Consider the following 16,514-nt stretch of genomic DNA (forward strand, 5'->3'; position numbering starts at 1 on the left):
CAGTTAAACCTTTATTTCCCAGTATTCAATGAATTCCTTACCATGGAAAGAACTCTAAAATTTTTCGTTTTTCTGCTGCTTCTGAGCCAGAGCTATGCTTTTGCCCAGAATACCAGAGTGACTGGTAAAGTCACCGGCCCCGACAATCAGGGGCTACCGGGCGTAAACGTGCAGGTTAGTGGTACCTCACTCGGTACAGCCACCGATGCCTCGGGCAACTTTTCGCTGAATGCAGCGGGAAATGCCTCCCTGGTCTTTTCAAATATTGGCTATGTGAGCCAAACGGTTCCGGTAAACGGCCGCACTGCAATCAACGTCCAGTTGGCCGAAGATTTAAAAACACTCAACGAAGTGGTTGTCGTTGGTTATGGTACACAGCGCAAAACCGATGTAACGGGCGCATTGACGGCTATTTCAACCAAAGAATTTGCCCAGCAACCCGTTACCCGTCTGGATCAGGTGTTGCAGGGGCGGGCTGCGGGTGTGCAGGTCAGTCAGACCAATGGGGCTCCGGGTGGCGATGCCCGAATCAGAATCAGGGGAGCCAATTCGGTATTGGGTAGTAACAATCCACTCTATGTCGTCGACGGGTTCGTTGGTGCTGATTTTAACTTCGTCAACCCCAATGACATTGAAACCATTCAGATATTGAAAGATGCCGCATCGACGTCCATTTATGGTAGTCGCGGGGCGAATGGCGTCGTGATCATTACGACCAAAAAAGGATCGAAAGGTCTCAAAGTCAACTATGAAGGTCAGTTCAGTACGTCGGAGGTCATCAAAAAATACGATGTATTACCGGCCGGTGAATTTGCCGAAATCGTTAATGCCCGGGCTACGGCTACTGGCTCCAACCTGCCATTCACAAGCGATCAGATCGCCCAGTTCAAACAAAATGGCGGCACCGACTGGCAGAGCCTTGTGTTTCGGAATGGGAGTGGCCAGCAACACCAGATTACACTGTCGGGTGGTAGTGATAAAACAACCTTTCTGGTATCGGGAAACTATTTGAATCAAAATGGTATCGTCAATAACAGTGGGTTTAAGCGGTATAACCTGCGGACCAACATAAATACGCAGATCAACGATAAGCTTTCGTTTCGCTTGAATCTGTGGGGTACGCGGTCGCAAAATCACAACACGCTCGACGGTGGCGCCATTGTTCAGGCACTGGCCTGGGCACCGACAACACCGGCCTACGGTGCCGATGGTCAGCCGACGTTTACGGACCCAATTGGCTCCGTTTATCGTAATCCGCTGGATTACCTCTATGATCAATCAGTCGATGCGAACCGTAGTGGTATCAACATCAATGGTGGGTTAAACTATAAACTTCCCATCAAAGGTCTGACGATCGATTTGCAGTACGCCGTCAATTACCTGAATGCGCAAAACCTGAATTTAAACGGTAAGCGGCTCTCGAACAACGTACCGACGGCAAGCCGGTATTCGGCGGAGCAGGTGACACTCCAAAACACGAACAATTTGAATTACGACGTCAAAATCGGCAATCACTCGATTAACGCCGTTGCCGTTCTGGAGACACAGCAATTCACCAATAGAGACTTTACTGCCAGTGCGTCAGGGCTGCGGTTTCCGCAATTAGGTTATGACAACATCGGCGGTAATACAGCTGCAACCGTGGCTTCGAGTTACCAGAAATGGACATTGCTGTCGTTGCTGGGGCGTGTAAACTACGGATACAAAGACAAATACCTGGTATCAGCGGCTGTCCGGCGCGATGGATCATCCAAGTTTGGTAAGGATAATAAGTACAGTGTTTTCCCGTCGGTAGCTTTGGGATGGCGGTTATCCGAAGAAGAGTTTATCAAAAAACTTAACGTATTCAATAACCTGAAACTACGGGGAAGCTGGGGTATGACGGGTAGCCAGGCCATTAACCCCTACGCTACTATTTCAACGTATAGTACAGCAGTTTCAGCATTCAACAACTCGGCGGCTACGGCCGGGGTACTGCTGGGTAACCCCGGTAACCCGGATCTCAAATGGGAAACAACCAAGCAGGTCGATGTTGGTCTGGAAATGGAATTCCTGAATGGTCGACTACGTATTGAAGCCGATTACTTCAAGAAGAACACAACTGATCTGCTCCTGAACGTAGCGATTCCAAGCTATGCCGGTGGTGGTACGCAAGCCCGGAACGTAGGTGAAGTTGAGAACCAGGGATTTGAATTTTCGATCGGTGGCACGCCACTGGCAGCTGGTAGCTTCCGTTGGGAGACAAATCTGAATTTCTCTACCTTAAAAAATCAGGTGATCAGTTTAGGTGGTCTGCCACGACTAGGTCAGGGTACGGGCGTCGGCGCGGGTATGTCTACGACCAACGAGTTTATGCTTATACCGGGTGAGCCACTGGGTTCCTATTGGGGCCTGAATTATCTGGGAACCTGGAAGCCAAACGAAGCCGATGCTGCAGCCAAGCAGGGGCGCGTACCGGGTGATCCGCATTACCAGGATCTCAATGGCGACAACGCAATTACTACGGATGACTTTCAGATTATTGGCCGGGCTTTCCCGAAAGCAACGGGCGGATGGAACAACACGTTTACGTATAAAGGACTGACCCTGAACGTATTCTTCAACGGCGTATTTGGTGTCGATAAGCTTAACTACACCCGGGCGGCTGCCCTGTCGGGTTCTGGCGATGCACGGCAGTTCATTCTGTCGGAGATCCGGGATTACTACCGGCCAGGCAATGAAACGTCGAACGTACCAGCGTTTACCAAAACGTATCAGCCCTTCACGCAGTCGAGCCGGTTCCTGGAAGATGGTAGCTTCGTTCGCCTGAAAAACGTAAGTCTGTCGTACAATTTACCAACGGGTTTCCTTAAAAACAAAGCCAACATCCGGGTATTTGCCAGCGCCACGAACCTGTTTACGATCACAAAATACAAAGGTCCAGATCCAGAATCGGCTCGGGTAGGTTCGAACACCGATACCGCCATCGGTATTGACTATGGCTCTTATCCAAACGCCAAACAATATACTCTCGGTATCAACCTGGGCTTCTAAACTCTTTGATGAATCATGAAAAAATTATTAATAATTGGAATGGCGGCCATGCTCACGGCAGGCTGTAAAGGTTACCTCGAAGAAGATACTACGGGGCTATTATACGGTGGAAACGTTCTTTCGACCCAGGACGGACTGGAATCGGCCCTGACCGGAGCCTACCGGGGCCTGGGTAACCAATGGACCTACGGGTTCCTGCACCCATCGGCCAATGCCGCTACCATTGGCAGCGACGACGTAACGACGCACCCAGCCAGTAATAAAGCCGACTGGCGCGAATTCGATCAGTTTAACGTATCAACCACGAATCAGCGGTCGGGTGCGGTCTATAATGGTTGTTATAAAGCGATTCAGGGTGCAAACAACGTAATCAATAACTACGCAAAAACAGTCGGAACCAAAGCAACGATCGACATTATTGCAGGTGAAGCTTTTTTCATTCGTGGGTTTTCCTACTACTGGTTAACCCGCTTTTATGGCAACATTCCGCTGGTGCTGGCGGGTGAATATTCGGCGGATCTGCTCACCATCAAAAAATCGACACCAGCCGAGGTATACGCTCTGATCGTTGAGGACCTTAAAAAAGCCGAAACGATGCTACCCGACACCCGTCGCGATCCAGGTCGGCCCAATGCTGGAGCTGCCAAGGCTTTCCTGGCGGATGTGTATCTGACCATGGCGGGCTGGCCACTGAAACAAGCTGATAAATACGATCTGGCTGCGGCTAAAGCCAAAGAGGTAATCGACAATCGGACTAAATACGGATTTCAGTTGATGCCGACGTTCGCGGCTGTTTTCGACAATGATCCGGCGGTGGCCATTATTCCGGAATCGGTGTTTCAGATCAATGGATTTACGGGTGGCAGCGGTACGGCCAACGCAACCTATGGCAACACCACAATGCCGGGCGAAGAAGGTGGCTGGGACGATATGTTTGCCGAGCTTAATTTCTTCAAAAACTTCCCAGCAGGTCCACGCAAAGATGCTACGTTCCGGACTCAGTTCGGTTTGGGTGCTACCACAATTCCCTGGGAGCAAAGCCTGACGAAACATCCGTACTACAAAAAATGGTACATCAAAGGCAATGTCGTTACGTCAAGTATCTCGCTGCCATCTGTCATGATGCGCTACCCTCATGTGTTAACCATCTATGCAGAAGCCAAAGCGCGTGGTACGGGTGGACCTGACCAGGCTGCCTATGATGCACTGAATCAGGTTCGTCTACGGGGTTTACCAGCAGGAGCTAAAGCACTTTCACCCGGCGATGGGCTTACTGCCGCTCAATTTGCCGATGCGGTAGTGCAGGAACGAGCCTGGGAATTTGCCTGCGAGCGTACCCGTTGGTTTGACCTGATCCGGCTTGAAAAAGTGGAGGAAGCCAATGCCGCCAAAAGCCCCGACGATCTGCAACCGATCAAGCCAATCACCAAGGCAAATTACTGGTTTACGCTGCCTTATACGGATACATCGATCAACCCGAATTTGTAATAGTCTGTAATCTAGACCTATAAGGCTTCAAAACCTTATAGGTCTTCAGGTCTTCAAAACGCGAACGACGTTGAAAAAGGTAGCTATCGCTTCACTTGTATTTTTCAGTTTGTGTGGTAGCACCCTACCACAGGCAGAATGGCCACAGGCTGAGCTGTCGAATGGCGTCATTCAAACGACTCTGTACCTACCCGATAAACAACAGGGCTATTATCAGGGTACTCGATTCGATTGGTCAGGGGCCTTCAAAACGCTCACTTACAAAGGCCATAGTTTCGTTGATCAGTGGTTTGAAACCTATGACCCCAAACTGCATGATGCTATAAACGGGCCCGTTGAGGAATTTACTCCCCTGAACTACGCTGAAGCCAAACCCGGTGAAACGTTTGTAAAAATAGGCGTGGGATTACTCCGAAAAGCCGATGAAAAACCCTATGCTTTTGCCAGGTATTATGACGTAGCCGATTATGGGAACTGGAAGGTCAACCGACAGAAAGATCGGGTTGAGTTTACACACGAACTGACGGATCAAGCAGGCTACGGTTATGTCTACCGGAAAACGGTCAGGCTCGTTCAGGGAAAGCCGGAACTGGTGCTGGAGCATAGTCTCAAAAACACGGGTAAAAACCCGATAAAGACGAGCGTGTATGACCACAACTTTTTTGTAATGGATAAACAACCGACGGGTCCTGAAATCCAGGTTCAGTTTCCATTTGATGTAAAAGCAGAGGGAAAGGGCTTTGGGAGCGTTATTCTGGCCCAGGGTAAACAACTGAATTACGCCCGCGATCTGGAGAAAAAAGAACAAGTCTACAGTGCTGGTTTACAAGGCTTTACTTCTACTTCCAGTGCGTATGACATTCGGATCGAGAACCTAAAAACAGGAGCAGGTGTGCACATTACCAGCGATCAGCCCATGGAAAAATTAGTTTATTGGGCCTGCGCCACCACTTCCTGCCCAGAGCCATACATCCGGCTCGAAGCGGCTCCCGGTCAGGAAATAAAGTGGAAAATTGCGTACGAATTCTACGAAAAAACGAAATAGGTTTTTAGTCTACAGCAGACTGCCCACTGTAAACTGCCTGCTGTAGACTAAAAATAACTACTCTTTAACTGACTCAACCAACCAATGAATTTAGTGCTTAAATCCTTCTTCGGAATGCTGATTCTGGGAGGTACGTTACCCTTGTGCTGGGAAAAACAGGCAGAGAGCCTACAGCCTTCAAGTAACGACTGGCCAACCTACGGCGGAAATAGTGCAGGCAACCGATATTCTCCGTTAACCCAGATCAATAAAGAAAATGTAAAAAATCTGCGACTGGCCTGGTCGTACGAAACCGGCGATAATACCAATGCCAGTCAGCGCGGCATGGACATCCAGTGTCAGCCGATTGTGGTGGATGGTGTACTGTATGGTACGTCTCCACGGCTAAAACTGTTTGCGGTTGATGCCGCAACGGGTAAGCAGCTCTGGCAGTTTAATCCCTTTGCCGACCCCGATAAGAAGCCCCGGTTCCATCCGGTTCGGGGTGTTGTGTACTGGGCTGACGGATCGGATAAACGGATTTTATATTCCGTTGGAGCCTTTCTGTATGCCGTTAATGCAACAACGGGCAAGTTGATTGACAGTTTCGGCCAGAACGGCGCTGTCGATCTGCACGAAGGGCTTGGCGACAAGGAAACGCTGGGCTATGATGTGGCAAATTTTTCCATCCGATCCACAACACCGGGTGTCATCTACAAAGACTTACTCATAACCGGATCGGCTGTTTCGGAAGGGGGCGACGCTCCTCCGGGCTACATTCGTGCGTTCAACGTACGTACCGGCAAACTGGCCTGGGTGTTCCGCACAATTCCCTTACCCGGCGAATATGGCTATGAAACATGGGGCAAAGATTCATACAAAAGGCTAGGCGGTGCTAACTGCTGGGCCGGTATGGTCATCGATGAAAAACGAGGAGTCGTGTACGCAGGAACCGGTTCGCCTTCGGTCGATTTTTACGGCGGAGCCCGGCCTGGTCAAAACCTGTTTGCCAACTGCGTGATTGCCATCAATGCCCAGACAGGAAAACGCATCTGGCATTATCAGACCGTACATCATGATTTGTGGGACCGTGACCTCCCCTGCCAACCTAACCTCATAACGGTTAAGCACAACGGCAAAATGATCGACGCCGTAGCGCAGGCCACTAAAGATGGATACGTTTTTGTGTTCGATCGTGATACCGGGAAACCCCTTTTCCCGGTCAATGAAGTACCCGTTCCAACCTCACCCGCACTACCGGGAGAACAGCCGTGGCCTACGCAACCCATTCCGACAAAACCCGCTCCGTTTGTGCGGCAGGAATTAACCGAGGATGAGATTACGGTCCGCACTCCCGAAGCACATGCCTTTGTACTGGATCGTTTTAAAAACAGCCGACATGGGAGCAAATATATGCCACCTAGCGAAGAAGGATCGTTGTTTTTTGGCTTTGGCGGAGGAGCCGAATGGGGCGGCAATGCAGCCGATCCTGATGGAATCCTGTATCAGAATGCCAACACAATGCTCTGGTGGCTGAAAATGCGTGACCTCCGTGCACAGGCAAACGGAGCAGCTCTTACGCGGGGAGGCACATTGTTTGCGGCCAACTGTGCGGTTTGTCATGCAACAAGCGGCAAAACCACCGATGCGAGTAAAACGGCTCAGGCTTATCCTGATCTCACCGATGTGGGTAAGCGATTGTCAAAAGAGCAGATCAACAGTATTTTATCGACTGGGCGCGGGCGCATGCCCTCATTCGGCCACCTGGCCAAAGATGATCGCGATGCGCTGGTCAATTATTTGCTAAAACTGGATGCGAAACCGGCTTCAGCAAGTATGGCAACCAATGATCAGCATAGTTCGGTTGTAACGACGCCCGTTCCCGAAGGGGCTGATTTCCCTTACATTCCGCCTTATTTGAATAACGGCAACACACAGTTCCGGGATCAGGATAATTACCCAGCCATCAAACCGCCCTGGGGAACGCTCAACGCTATCGATCTAAATACGGGTGACTACCTCTGGCAGGTTCCGCTGGGCGAATTCCCTGAATTAAGCAAGAAAGGTGTTCCGCCCACGGGTACGGAAAATCACGGTGGCCCCATTGTAACGGCGGGGGGCCTGGTGTTCATAGCTGCGACATACGACGAAAAGTTGCGCGCCTTCGACAAAAAGACGGGCAAGATTGTGTGGGAATATAAGTTGCCAGCCGGCGGTTTTGCTACGCCGATAACGTATATGGTCAATGGAAAGCAATATATCGCCATTGCCGCAGGTGGCACCCGATATGGCTTAAAACCTGGAGGATCGTATGTCGCATTTGCATTGCCGTAAGATAATACTAAAACCTAGAATTTATGAGAAACTATCTATTAGGTTGTGACTGGGGAACGTCTTCTTTCCGGCTACGGCTAATAAATGTACCTGAACTTCAAGTTATTGGCGAGATTACTTCGCAGGAAGGTGTTGCCAGTACATTTACTGCCTGGAAGACCCATATCGAAACGAACCGCGTATCCCGGGAGCATTTTTTTCGACAGCAACTCAAACGACAGATTGATATTCTGGCCAAAAAAGTGGCCTTGAATCTGAACACGATTTCGGTTGTGATTTCAGGAATGGCGTCTTCATCCATTGGCATGGATGAGGTGCCCTATGCCACATTGCCCTTCCCCGTAGATGGCAGTCTGGCCAGTATCAGGCGCATCGATGCACAACCCGATTTTCCGCACGATATTATGCTGATTTCCGGTGTTCGGACAACCCATGATGTGATGCGGGGCGAAGAAACGCAGCTAATTGGCCTTCTGGCTTTACTGGACACGTTACACCAAACCGTCAACGATGCTATTCTTATCTTTCCCGGTACACACTCCAAACATATCTACATCCAGAATCAGCAGGTTATTGATTTTCAAACTTTTATGACAGGAGAAGTATTCAATCTCATGTCGCAGTATAGCATTTTAAAAGACTCAGTAGAAGCCATAGAACTAATTACGTTTTCTGAAATTGAATTGGAGGGATTCAAAGCAGGCATTAAAGCGTCAAATTCTTCATCGACCCTAAATAGCTTATTTCGGGTACGAACGAATCAGCTATTTGAGCAATTAACAAAACAACAAAATACCCTTTATTTAAGTGGATTGCTGATCGGGGCTGAACTAAAAGCGCTGATTGATCAGAAAAACTGGCAATTGATCCTATGCAGTGGCACAAATCTATATGAGTTGTATAAACTCGCTATTGAAGAGCTCCATCTGTCTGAACGGACCATTACGATTTCTGCCGATCTGATCGACAAGGCTACCATTGCCGGACAAGTAAAAATAGTTCAGAACCAGCTATTACCCTTAAACAAATGAACAGTTCAAGTCAACGTATGTTCTCCTGGGATTTATTCGCAAAAGCGCCATTAATTGGCATCATTCGAGGCTTATCCTTTGAGGAAATCAGCCAGATACTACCCATTTACCGGGAGGCAGGGCTTACTACTATAGAGATCACTATGAATACGCCCGGTGCAGAGGATATGATCCGGTACGCTTTGGAAACATACAGCGATGGCCTCAATATTGGAGCCGGAACCGTATGCACGAAAGACGACCTGGACAAAGCGCTGGACGCAGGGGCGCAATTTATTGTAACTCCCATCATCAACAAGAAAGTCATTAAAGCGTGTGTAAAGCATGGGGTTCCCATTTTTCCCGGTGCATTCACACCATCCGAAATTTATACGGCCTGGTCATTAGGAGCCTCCATGGTTAAAGTCTATCCGGCAACATCATTGGGTCCGGATTATATTAAAGATGTGAAAGCACCGCTCAATCAACTAAAATTAGTGCCAACCGGCGGCATTAATCTGGAGAATATGGCAGCCTATTTTCAGGCAGGAGCCGATGGCCTGGGAGTCGGAGGTCATCTTTTCGATAAAACCTTTATCAGGCAAAAAAACTGGGCCGGTTTAAAAAACCATTTCCAGCAATTTGCCGAACAAGTAAATGCCTCTTCCAGCAGAAAATGAGCCTGTTTCACCGTTGACCTTACCAAAATCAGCCAGAGTAAACTTCACTTTTATGTCAACCAGTAAACTGAAAAATTACCGATGGATCATTGTTATTCTGCTATTCACGGCCACAACAATCAATTACCTTGACCGGCAAATCATTGGTTTATTAAAGCCAATTCTAGAGAAAGAATTTAGCTGGAGCGAAACTGATTTTGCCCATATTGTGATGGCGTTTACGGCTGCCTATGCCGTCGGTTTGTTACTCTTTGGCTGGATTATCGATAAAATTGGCACCAAAGTAGGTTACTCCATTACCATCATCATCTGGAGTGTGGCGGGTATGCTTCACGCCATTGCCCGGAGTGTTTTCGGTTTTAGCCTGGCTCGAATTGGACTAGGCATTGGCGAAGCGGGAAACTATCCGGCGGCCGTTAAAACGGTAGCCGAGTGGTTTCCCCAAAAAGAACGCGGGCTCGCAACGGGGTTGTTCAATGCGGGAACCAGTATTGGCGTTGTCGTTGCCGTTTTGGTAGTTCCCTGGATATTAAATAACTACGGCTGGCACGAGGTTTTCTGGATTACGGGAGCGCTGGGATTCGTCTGGCTTATTTTCTGGTTAATTTTCTACGACATCCCGACAAAACAGTCGCGGTTAACCGCCGAAGAATATCAATACATTGCCAGTGGGCAGGAGGCCGTTACGGATGAAGCCGCCGACAAGAGTTCGATCAAATGGTTCAAGTTGTTCACGTTTCCCCAAACCTGGGCCATGATTACGGGCAAAGGGCTGATCGACCCTATTTACTGGTTTTTCCTCTTCTGGCTCCCCTCCTACTTTTCGTCCACCTTTAATCTGGATTTGAAGAAACCAAGCCTGGAACTGATGCTGATTTATACGGCCACTACGCTTGGTAGCATCGGTGGCGGGTATTTGTCCTCCAGCCTGATTAAACGGGGCTGGGCAACTGTAAAAGCCCGAAAAACTGTGCTGTTTGCATTTGCCGTCATTGAAATTTCAATTATGCTGGCCCAATTTGTTACCGATGTCTGGGTAGCGGTTGGCTTGTTAAGCGTGGCCGTGGCGGTGCACCAGGCTTGGGCTACAAACGTATTTACCCTTGCCTCAGACCTATTTCCCAAACAGGCTGTCAGCTCAGTGGTCGGCATTGCCGGGACAGCGGGCGCGATTGGCGGCATACTTTTCCCAATTCTGGTCGGTAGTTTGCTCGACGAATATAAAGCAGCTGGAAATCTGGCCGGAGGTTATAACGTCCTGTTCACTATTTGCGCATTTACCTACCTGATTGCCTGGTCAATCATTCATCTTCTCACCAGAAAAGCTCCTAAAATTGAGATCGAGCGTTTGCTATAATGTTGTACAAAAGCAATATTGTATACCTCATTTCGCAGAACAATCTAGAATAATTCGAGTATTTTCGAGTAAAAAACCAATAATGTAGTATTTTCAAGTCCCGTATCTGACCAATCCATTAGCGGGTTTGTTAAGGGGCTAAAATGATTCATAGCAAACAGTGTTATCTTCTATGGCTGTGCATATTCTACTGTATCAGGCTCCTGCCGCTAGCTATTTGTCAGCCTGATGGGCAAACGTTTAGCCATATAAGCGTTGAGGAGGGTCTATCACAGAGCAGTGTTTATGCCATTACGCAGGATACGAAAGGGTTCATGTGGTTCGGCACCCGCGACGGTCTGAACCGCTACGATTCCCGCCATATGGTCGTTTACCAGAACCAGAGTGGTAACAAAAATAGCCTCGCATCGAACACCATCAATAGCCTGCTGATGGACAGGCAGGGACGGCTATGGGTTGGTACGACAAAAGGGCTAGCCCTCCACCAGCCGCAACAGGATGATTTCCTGCGATTTTCATTTGACAAACCAATGACGGGGAATGCCCCGGATTCGACCATAATCAGCCTGTTTCAGGATAGTCGGCAAGCTATTTGGGTGGGTACGCTGCACGGCTTATATCGACTAAAAGCGACGAATCCACATCGTTATGAGCGTTTGGCCGATCTGCTTCAACGTCAAACGAAACTTAGCAATGACTACATCAGGGCAATCTATGAAGACCACGACCGGAATCTCTGGATCGGTACATCAGGCGGCCTGGCGCGGCTTCGACCAACGCGATCGGGGAAGTTTCAACTGACAAATTATTTTCTGGAGCCGACGGATTCGGTCTACCACAATTCGTCTAACGGCATCAATACCATTGCCGAAGATCAGGCAGGGCAGCTCTGGCTCGGTACTGAACGAAACGGAATTGCCCTGTTCGACAAAGGGCAGGGTAAGGTGGTTTCGTGGAACGCCGTACCTCACCTTGATTTGAGTACGCAGATAATCCGAACGATTCACCCCGACAGCAAAGGTAATTTCTGGATTGGCACCATGTCGGGCCTTTATATTGTCGCCCAGGATGGCAGCCGATTCAGAACACTGGTTAATCAGCCAACCGACCCCGGCTCACTGAGTGATAACTCGGTACGATCCATCTTTAGCGACCGGGATGGGTCGGTCTGGGTGGGTACGTTCTACGGAGGAGTGGACATGTACAGCCCGTTGGCCCGGCAGTTTGGCTCCTTCCGGCCGCTCGACCATCGTGGCGGGGTACCGTTTAAAATTGCGGGACCGATGCTACCGGCCAGCGCTTCACACCGGCTCTGGCTGGGCACTGAAGACCGGGGCTTATTTCTGCTCAATCCAGACAATACCATTGCCCGGCATTTTGCCCATGACTCTAAAAACAGCCAGTCGCTTTCCAACGATAAAGTAAAATGCCTGCTGGCTGATGGAACCAATGGGCTTTGGGTCGGAACCATCAAGGGGCTGAATTATCTGGATTTGCGTCGGCAAACCATTACCCGTTATCTGCACGAGCCAAACAATCCGCATTCATTGCCTAATGATCGCATTTATGATCTCAAACGCGACCGCCAGGGAACACTCTGGATTGTAACAAATCTGGGTGGCCTTTGTCGGTTTATACCAAAGACGAATTCATTCGAACGGGTGAGTCATGATCCTGATAATGAAACGACTTTAAGCACCAACAATGCCACTTGTTTACTTTTCGATTCACAAGGGCAATTATGGGTTGGTACGACGAGCGGCTTAAACCGAAAAATAGCGGATCAGGATACGTTCGACCGCTTTTTTCGCAATGTAAAGGACTCCGCGTCGATCAGCAGTAATCACATTAACTGCCTTCTGGAAGACCGACAGCATCGGCTCTGGATTGGCACACGCGACGGCGGGGTCAATCTACTACTCCCCGATCAGCGCTCATTCCGCCATTTTACAACGGCACAGGGCTTACCCAGCAATACGATTTTTGGCATTCAGGAAGACAACCGGGGCCGTTTGTGGATTAGCACCGACAAAGGTCTGGCACAGCTTGAACCGGGCCGGCAGACGTTTATTTCCTATAATCGGCACGACGGTCTGGTTTGCAAGGAATTTACACCCAATGCCACCTATCAGGATTCACATGGATACCTATACTTTGGCGGCTACAACGGCATTGTTCGGTTTCATCCAGACAGTATCCGCCAAAACAATATACCTCCTCAACTGGCTTTCAGCCAGTTACGCCTGTTTAATCATCCCGTAACGCGACTTTCGCCCAACGACGATCAGGGCATCGATTACTCAAAAGGGCTTACATTCACACATCGGCAGAATGTGTTTTCGGTCGATTTTGCAGCTTTCAATTACATCAACTCCGCCAAGAACCGGTATGCCTATAAGTTGCTGGGTTTCGATGATACCTGGACATACGTCGATGAACCCCGAGCGATGTATACAAATCTCGATCCGGGCGATTATGTGCTCCAGGTGAAAGGCACAAACAACGACGATGTCTGGAATCTGAAACCGCTTGCGTTGACTATCACAGTGTTGCCTCCTTTCTGGAAAACATACTGGGCATATCTGTTCTATGCGCTAGTTTTTCTTGGTTTGTTACGGCTTTGGTCTCGGTTCAATCGCAATCGGCTGCAACTCGCTCATGACCTACGGGTTGAACATCTCGAAAAAACCAGGCAACAGGAGCTTCATCAGACAAAACTGAATTTCTTTACCGAGATTGCCCATGAGATCAGAACTCCGCTTACGTTGGTAATTGGCCCAATCGAAGTCTTAACCAATCATTATGTAGAGGACCCGTTTATCCGCAAACAGCTATCCATTATGCGGGGCAGTACGGACCGGCTACTGCGGTTGCTTAACCAGCTTTTGGATTTTAGAAAGCACGAAACCGGCAATATTCAGCTTGAATTACGAGAAACAGACCTGGTGACGTTTTTACATACTGTAACTGACTCGTTTCTGGAACATGCCCGGTCGTGTCAGGTAACGCTGATTAATGAGTCGGAAATAGATGCGTTGCCAGCCTGGATCGACGCCGGAGAAATCGAGAAAGTGGTCTATAACCTCTTGCTGAATGCATTTAAGTTTACTCCGGCAGGTGGGTCCATTTTTGTCCGCCTACAACGTGATTTCACGACAGATGTCGCTACCGATAATGCCGTTCTTATTGTCGAGGATACGGGCAGCGGTATTCCGGCCAGCGACCTGGACCATATTTTCGACCGGTTTTATCAGGCGGGTCAATTTAAAACCCGAGATTCTGGATTTGGACTGGGTTTAGCACTCAGTAAAAGCATTATCGATCAGCACAATGGACAAATCTCCGTCGAAAGTCGGGAAGCGGAGCCTCATCGGGCTGGCTTCACCCGGTTTACAATCACTCTTCCCTTGAACGTTCCCGAATCGGCAGAACTGATTTCGGACGATCATTCACCTAAACAGGAACTTACATCACTTCGGCTGGAGCCAATCGAATTGACCTATTCGGCTGAAATGTCGATTAGTGAAGAAGAACTGTCAAATTCAGGAAAACCGCTTATTCTGGTTGTCGAAGATCAGGACGATATTCGGGAATACATTCGGGATTTGTTTGCAGCGACCCATCAGGTGATTGAAGCGGCTAACGGCTCAGTTGCCTGGGAGAAAGCGGCTCATCTATTACCCGATCTGATCATAACGGATGTGGCGATGCCGGTTATGGATGGGTTTGCCCTCACGCACCGCGTCAAATCGGATCTGCGAACCAACCATATTCCAGTCATTATGCTCACGGCCAAAGATACAATGGACTATCAGCTGACAGGGCTACAGACCGGTGCCGACGATTATCTGACCAAGCCTTTTCACCCGCTGCTGCTTCAGGCACGCGTTCGTAATCTGCTCCTCTTACGGGATCAATTGAAAACGAAATACCACAGAATTGTTACGCTTCAGCCACAGGCGCAGGAGCTTGATCATCCCGATGCTAAATTTCTCAATCACTTAATGACAGTATTGGATACGCACCTTAACGAAGCCGACTTCAACGTAACCAGTCTGGTCAACGAAATAGGTATGAGTCGCCCGGTCTTGTTCCGCAAGGTGAAAATGCTGACGGGTTTATCTGTTATCGATCTGCTGCGAACCACTCGTCTAAAAAAAGCAGAACTATTGCTCAGGCAGAAAAAGGCAAGCGTATCAGAAGTTGCATTTGCCGTCGGCTTCAGTGATCCGAAGTATTTCAGCCGGGCCTTCCGTGCCCAGTTTGGTGTAACCCCAACTGAATACAGCAATCAGCCCGCCGAACATGCAGCAGAACTAATGTCATGATTAAAAAAACAATTTCTACCATGACCATCCTTTAAAACAACGATTTCTTCTCATTCAGCTTTTTCGATCGTAGCAGGGCTTCCAGATAATAATAGTCCGCATAAATAAGTGGCATATCGATCTCTGTGGTTTTTGCCCCTGTACTGTGCAGCAGGAGAAATCCATGATTTTTCCCAACTGGCGATGCATACTGTTTAGCCAGACTAGTAATTATGTGGTCGGCTTTGGCGCGGTATGGCGAATCCGACTTGTAAGTGCTTAGTTCATACAGTGCCGACGCCATGACCGCAGCCGCCGAAACATCACGGGGTTCATTGGGGATGCCCGGTGCATCGAAATCGTAATACGGCACCAGATCAGCAGGCATGTGTGGATGGTTGAGCATAAAGTGGGCTATTGCTTCGGCCTGCTTCAGAAATTGAGGGTCTTTCGTTTCGCGATAGCACAAAGTATAGCCATACAAACCCCACGCCTGTCCGCGCGCCCAGGCCGATTCGTCACTGAATCCCTGATGCGTGTTTTTCTTCAGCACTTTTCCCGTCAGCGTATCGTAATCAACAACGTGGTACGAGCTGTAATCGGGCCGATAATGGTTTTTCATCGTCGTGCGGGCGTGTGTAAAGGCAATTCTGTAGAAAGTCGAATCACCCGTCAGCCGGGTAGCGGCAAACAGCAATTCCAGGTTCATCATGTTGTCGATAATGACCGGACATTGCCAAACCTCCTTATGGTGATCCCACGACCGAATGATTCCCGCAGCGGGTTTAAAGCGTTTCGTTAACGTTCGGGCTGCCTGAATGAGTACGTCACGATAGGCCGGATCACGCGTCAGCCGATAGCCGTTCCCGTAGCTACAATAGATCTTAAATCCCATATCGTGCGTTCCGGCATTCATCTTTTCATTTTCCAGCTTAGCAGTCAACAGTTGTGCCTGTTTCTTCCACTCAGGCTTGTCGGTGTATTCAAAGAGATACCAAAGTTCACCGGGAAAAAAGCCGCTGGTCCAGTCGCGGGCAGGCACCAGTTGTAAATCGCCACTCTTATCAAGCGTACGTGGCGACACTAATGCGGGTTTATTGCCAGCCGGTTTGGTAGCGGCAAGCGCCACGTCGCTAAGCATCAGTTGCGCCTGTTGCTCCGCCTGTTTGAACGCCGTTTTGATAAGCGTATCGGGGACAAAGGCTGTCAGAAGTACTGCGGTTGCCAGCGATGCAGTGAGTAGTTTAGTCGTTTGCATTCGTTCGTTTATACAAGGTCAAA

Annotated in this window: 9 protein-coding genes; 8 read left to right on the top strand and 1 reads right to left on the bottom strand. The window is 49.0% G+C overall.

Features of this window, described 5'->3' with window-relative positions; genetic code table 11:
- Positions 1-42: 42 nt before the first annotated feature.
- The 8 genes from G8759_RS24210 to G8759_RS24245 all read left to right on the top strand — a co-directional run bounded on the left by G8759_RS24210 (position 43) and on the right by G8759_RS24245 (position 15,254).
- A complete protein-coding gene (locus tag G8759_RS24210) occupies positions 43-3,033 on the top strand; it encodes a SusC/RagA family TonB-linked outer membrane protein (RefSeq protein ID WP_167213849.1) in 2,991 nt (996 codons plus the stop codon).
- Positions 3,034-3,048: 15 nt separating this feature from the next.
- Positions 3,049-4,521 carry a RagB/SusD family nutrient uptake outer membrane protein gene (locus G8759_RS24215; RefSeq protein WP_167213852.1) on the top strand — a complete coding sequence of 491 codons (1,473 nt, stop codon included), beginning with the start codon at positions 3,049-3,051 and terminating at the stop codon, positions 4,519-4,521.
- Positions 4,522-4,591: 70 nt separating this feature from the next.
- A complete protein-coding gene (locus G8759_RS24220) occupies positions 4,592-5,566 on the top strand; it encodes a hypothetical protein (protein ID WP_167213856.1) in 975 nt (324 codons plus the stop codon).
- Between the two features lie 84 nt (positions 5,567-5,650).
- Complete coding sequence (locus G8759_RS24225; RefSeq protein ID WP_167213860.1) at positions 5,651-7,879, top strand: outer membrane protein assembly factor BamB family protein; 2,229 nt, start codon at positions 5,651-5,653, stop codon at positions 7,877-7,879.
- 23 nt (positions 7,880-7,902) lie between these two features.
- Complete coding sequence (locus tag G8759_RS24230) at positions 7,903-8,910, top strand: 2-dehydro-3-deoxygalactonokinase (RefSeq protein ID WP_167213863.1); 1,008 nt, start codon at positions 7,903-7,905, stop codon at positions 8,908-8,910.
- On the top strand, positions 8,907-9,569 hold the full coding sequence (locus tag G8759_RS24235; RefSeq protein ID WP_167213867.1) for a bifunctional 4-hydroxy-2-oxoglutarate aldolase/2-dehydro-3-deoxy-phosphogluconate aldolase: 663 nt from the start codon (positions 8,907-8,909) through the stop codon (positions 9,567-9,569). The genes G8759_RS24230 and G8759_RS24235 overlap by 4 nt, the downstream gene beginning before the upstream one ends.
- A 52-nt stretch (positions 9,570-9,621) precedes the next feature.
- Complete coding sequence (locus G8759_RS24240; protein WP_167213871.1) at positions 9,622-10,926, top strand: MFS transporter; 1,305 nt, start codon at positions 9,622-9,624, stop codon at positions 10,924-10,926.
- A 143-nt stretch (positions 10,927-11,069) separates the two neighbouring features.
- Entirely contained in the window at positions 11,070-15,254 is a 4,185-nt protein-coding gene (locus G8759_RS24245; RefSeq protein WP_167213874.1) for a hybrid sensor histidine kinase/response regulator transcription factor, read from the top strand.
- 31 nt (positions 15,255-15,285) lie between these two features.
- Here the strand turns inward: G8759_RS24245 and G8759_RS24250 are convergent, their stop codons facing one another.
- On the bottom strand, positions 15,286-16,491 hold the full coding sequence (locus G8759_RS24250; protein WP_167213878.1) for a glycoside hydrolase family 88 protein: 1,206 nt from the start codon (positions 16,489-16,491) through the stop codon (positions 15,286-15,288).
- Positions 16,492-16,514 lie beyond the last annotated feature (23 nt).

This window comes from Spirosoma aureum (assembly GCF_011604685.1).
GTDB lineage: Bacteria > Bacteroidota > Bacteroidia > Cytophagales > Spirosomataceae > Spirosoma > Spirosoma aureum.

What these genes read in the sequence shown, in the direction of transcription:
- G8759_RS24210 (WP_167213849.1), top strand. Translation starts at nt 43, where the DNA reads ATGGAAAGAACTCTAAAATTTTTCGTTTTTCTGCTGCTTCTGAGCCAG.
- G8759_RS24215 (WP_167213852.1), top strand. Translation starts at nt 3,049, where the DNA reads ATGAAAAAATTATTAATAATTGGAATGGCGGCCATGCTCACGGCAGGC.
- G8759_RS24225 (WP_167213860.1), top strand. Translation starts at nt 5,651, where the DNA reads ATGAATTTAGTGCTTAAATCCTTCTTCGGAATGCTGATTCTGGGAGGT.
- G8759_RS24230 (WP_167213863.1), top strand. Translation starts at nt 7,903, where the DNA reads ATGAGAAACTATCTATTAGGTTGTGACTGGGGAACGTCTTCTTTCCGG.
- G8759_RS24235 (WP_167213867.1), top strand. Translation starts at nt 8,907, where the DNA reads ATGAACAGTTCAAGTCAACGTATGTTCTCCTGGGATTTATTCGCAAAA.
- G8759_RS24240 (WP_167213871.1), top strand. Translation starts at nt 9,622, where the DNA reads ATGTCAACCAGTAAACTGAAAAATTACCGATGGATCATTGTTATTCTG.
- G8759_RS24245 (WP_167213874.1), top strand. Translation starts at nt 11,070, where the DNA reads ATGATTCATAGCAAACAGTGTTATCTTCTATGGCTGTGCATATTCTAC.
- G8759_RS24250 (WP_167213878.1), bottom strand. Translation starts at nt 16,491, where the DNA reads ATGCAAACGACTAAACTACTCACTGCATCGCTGGCAACCGCAGTACTT.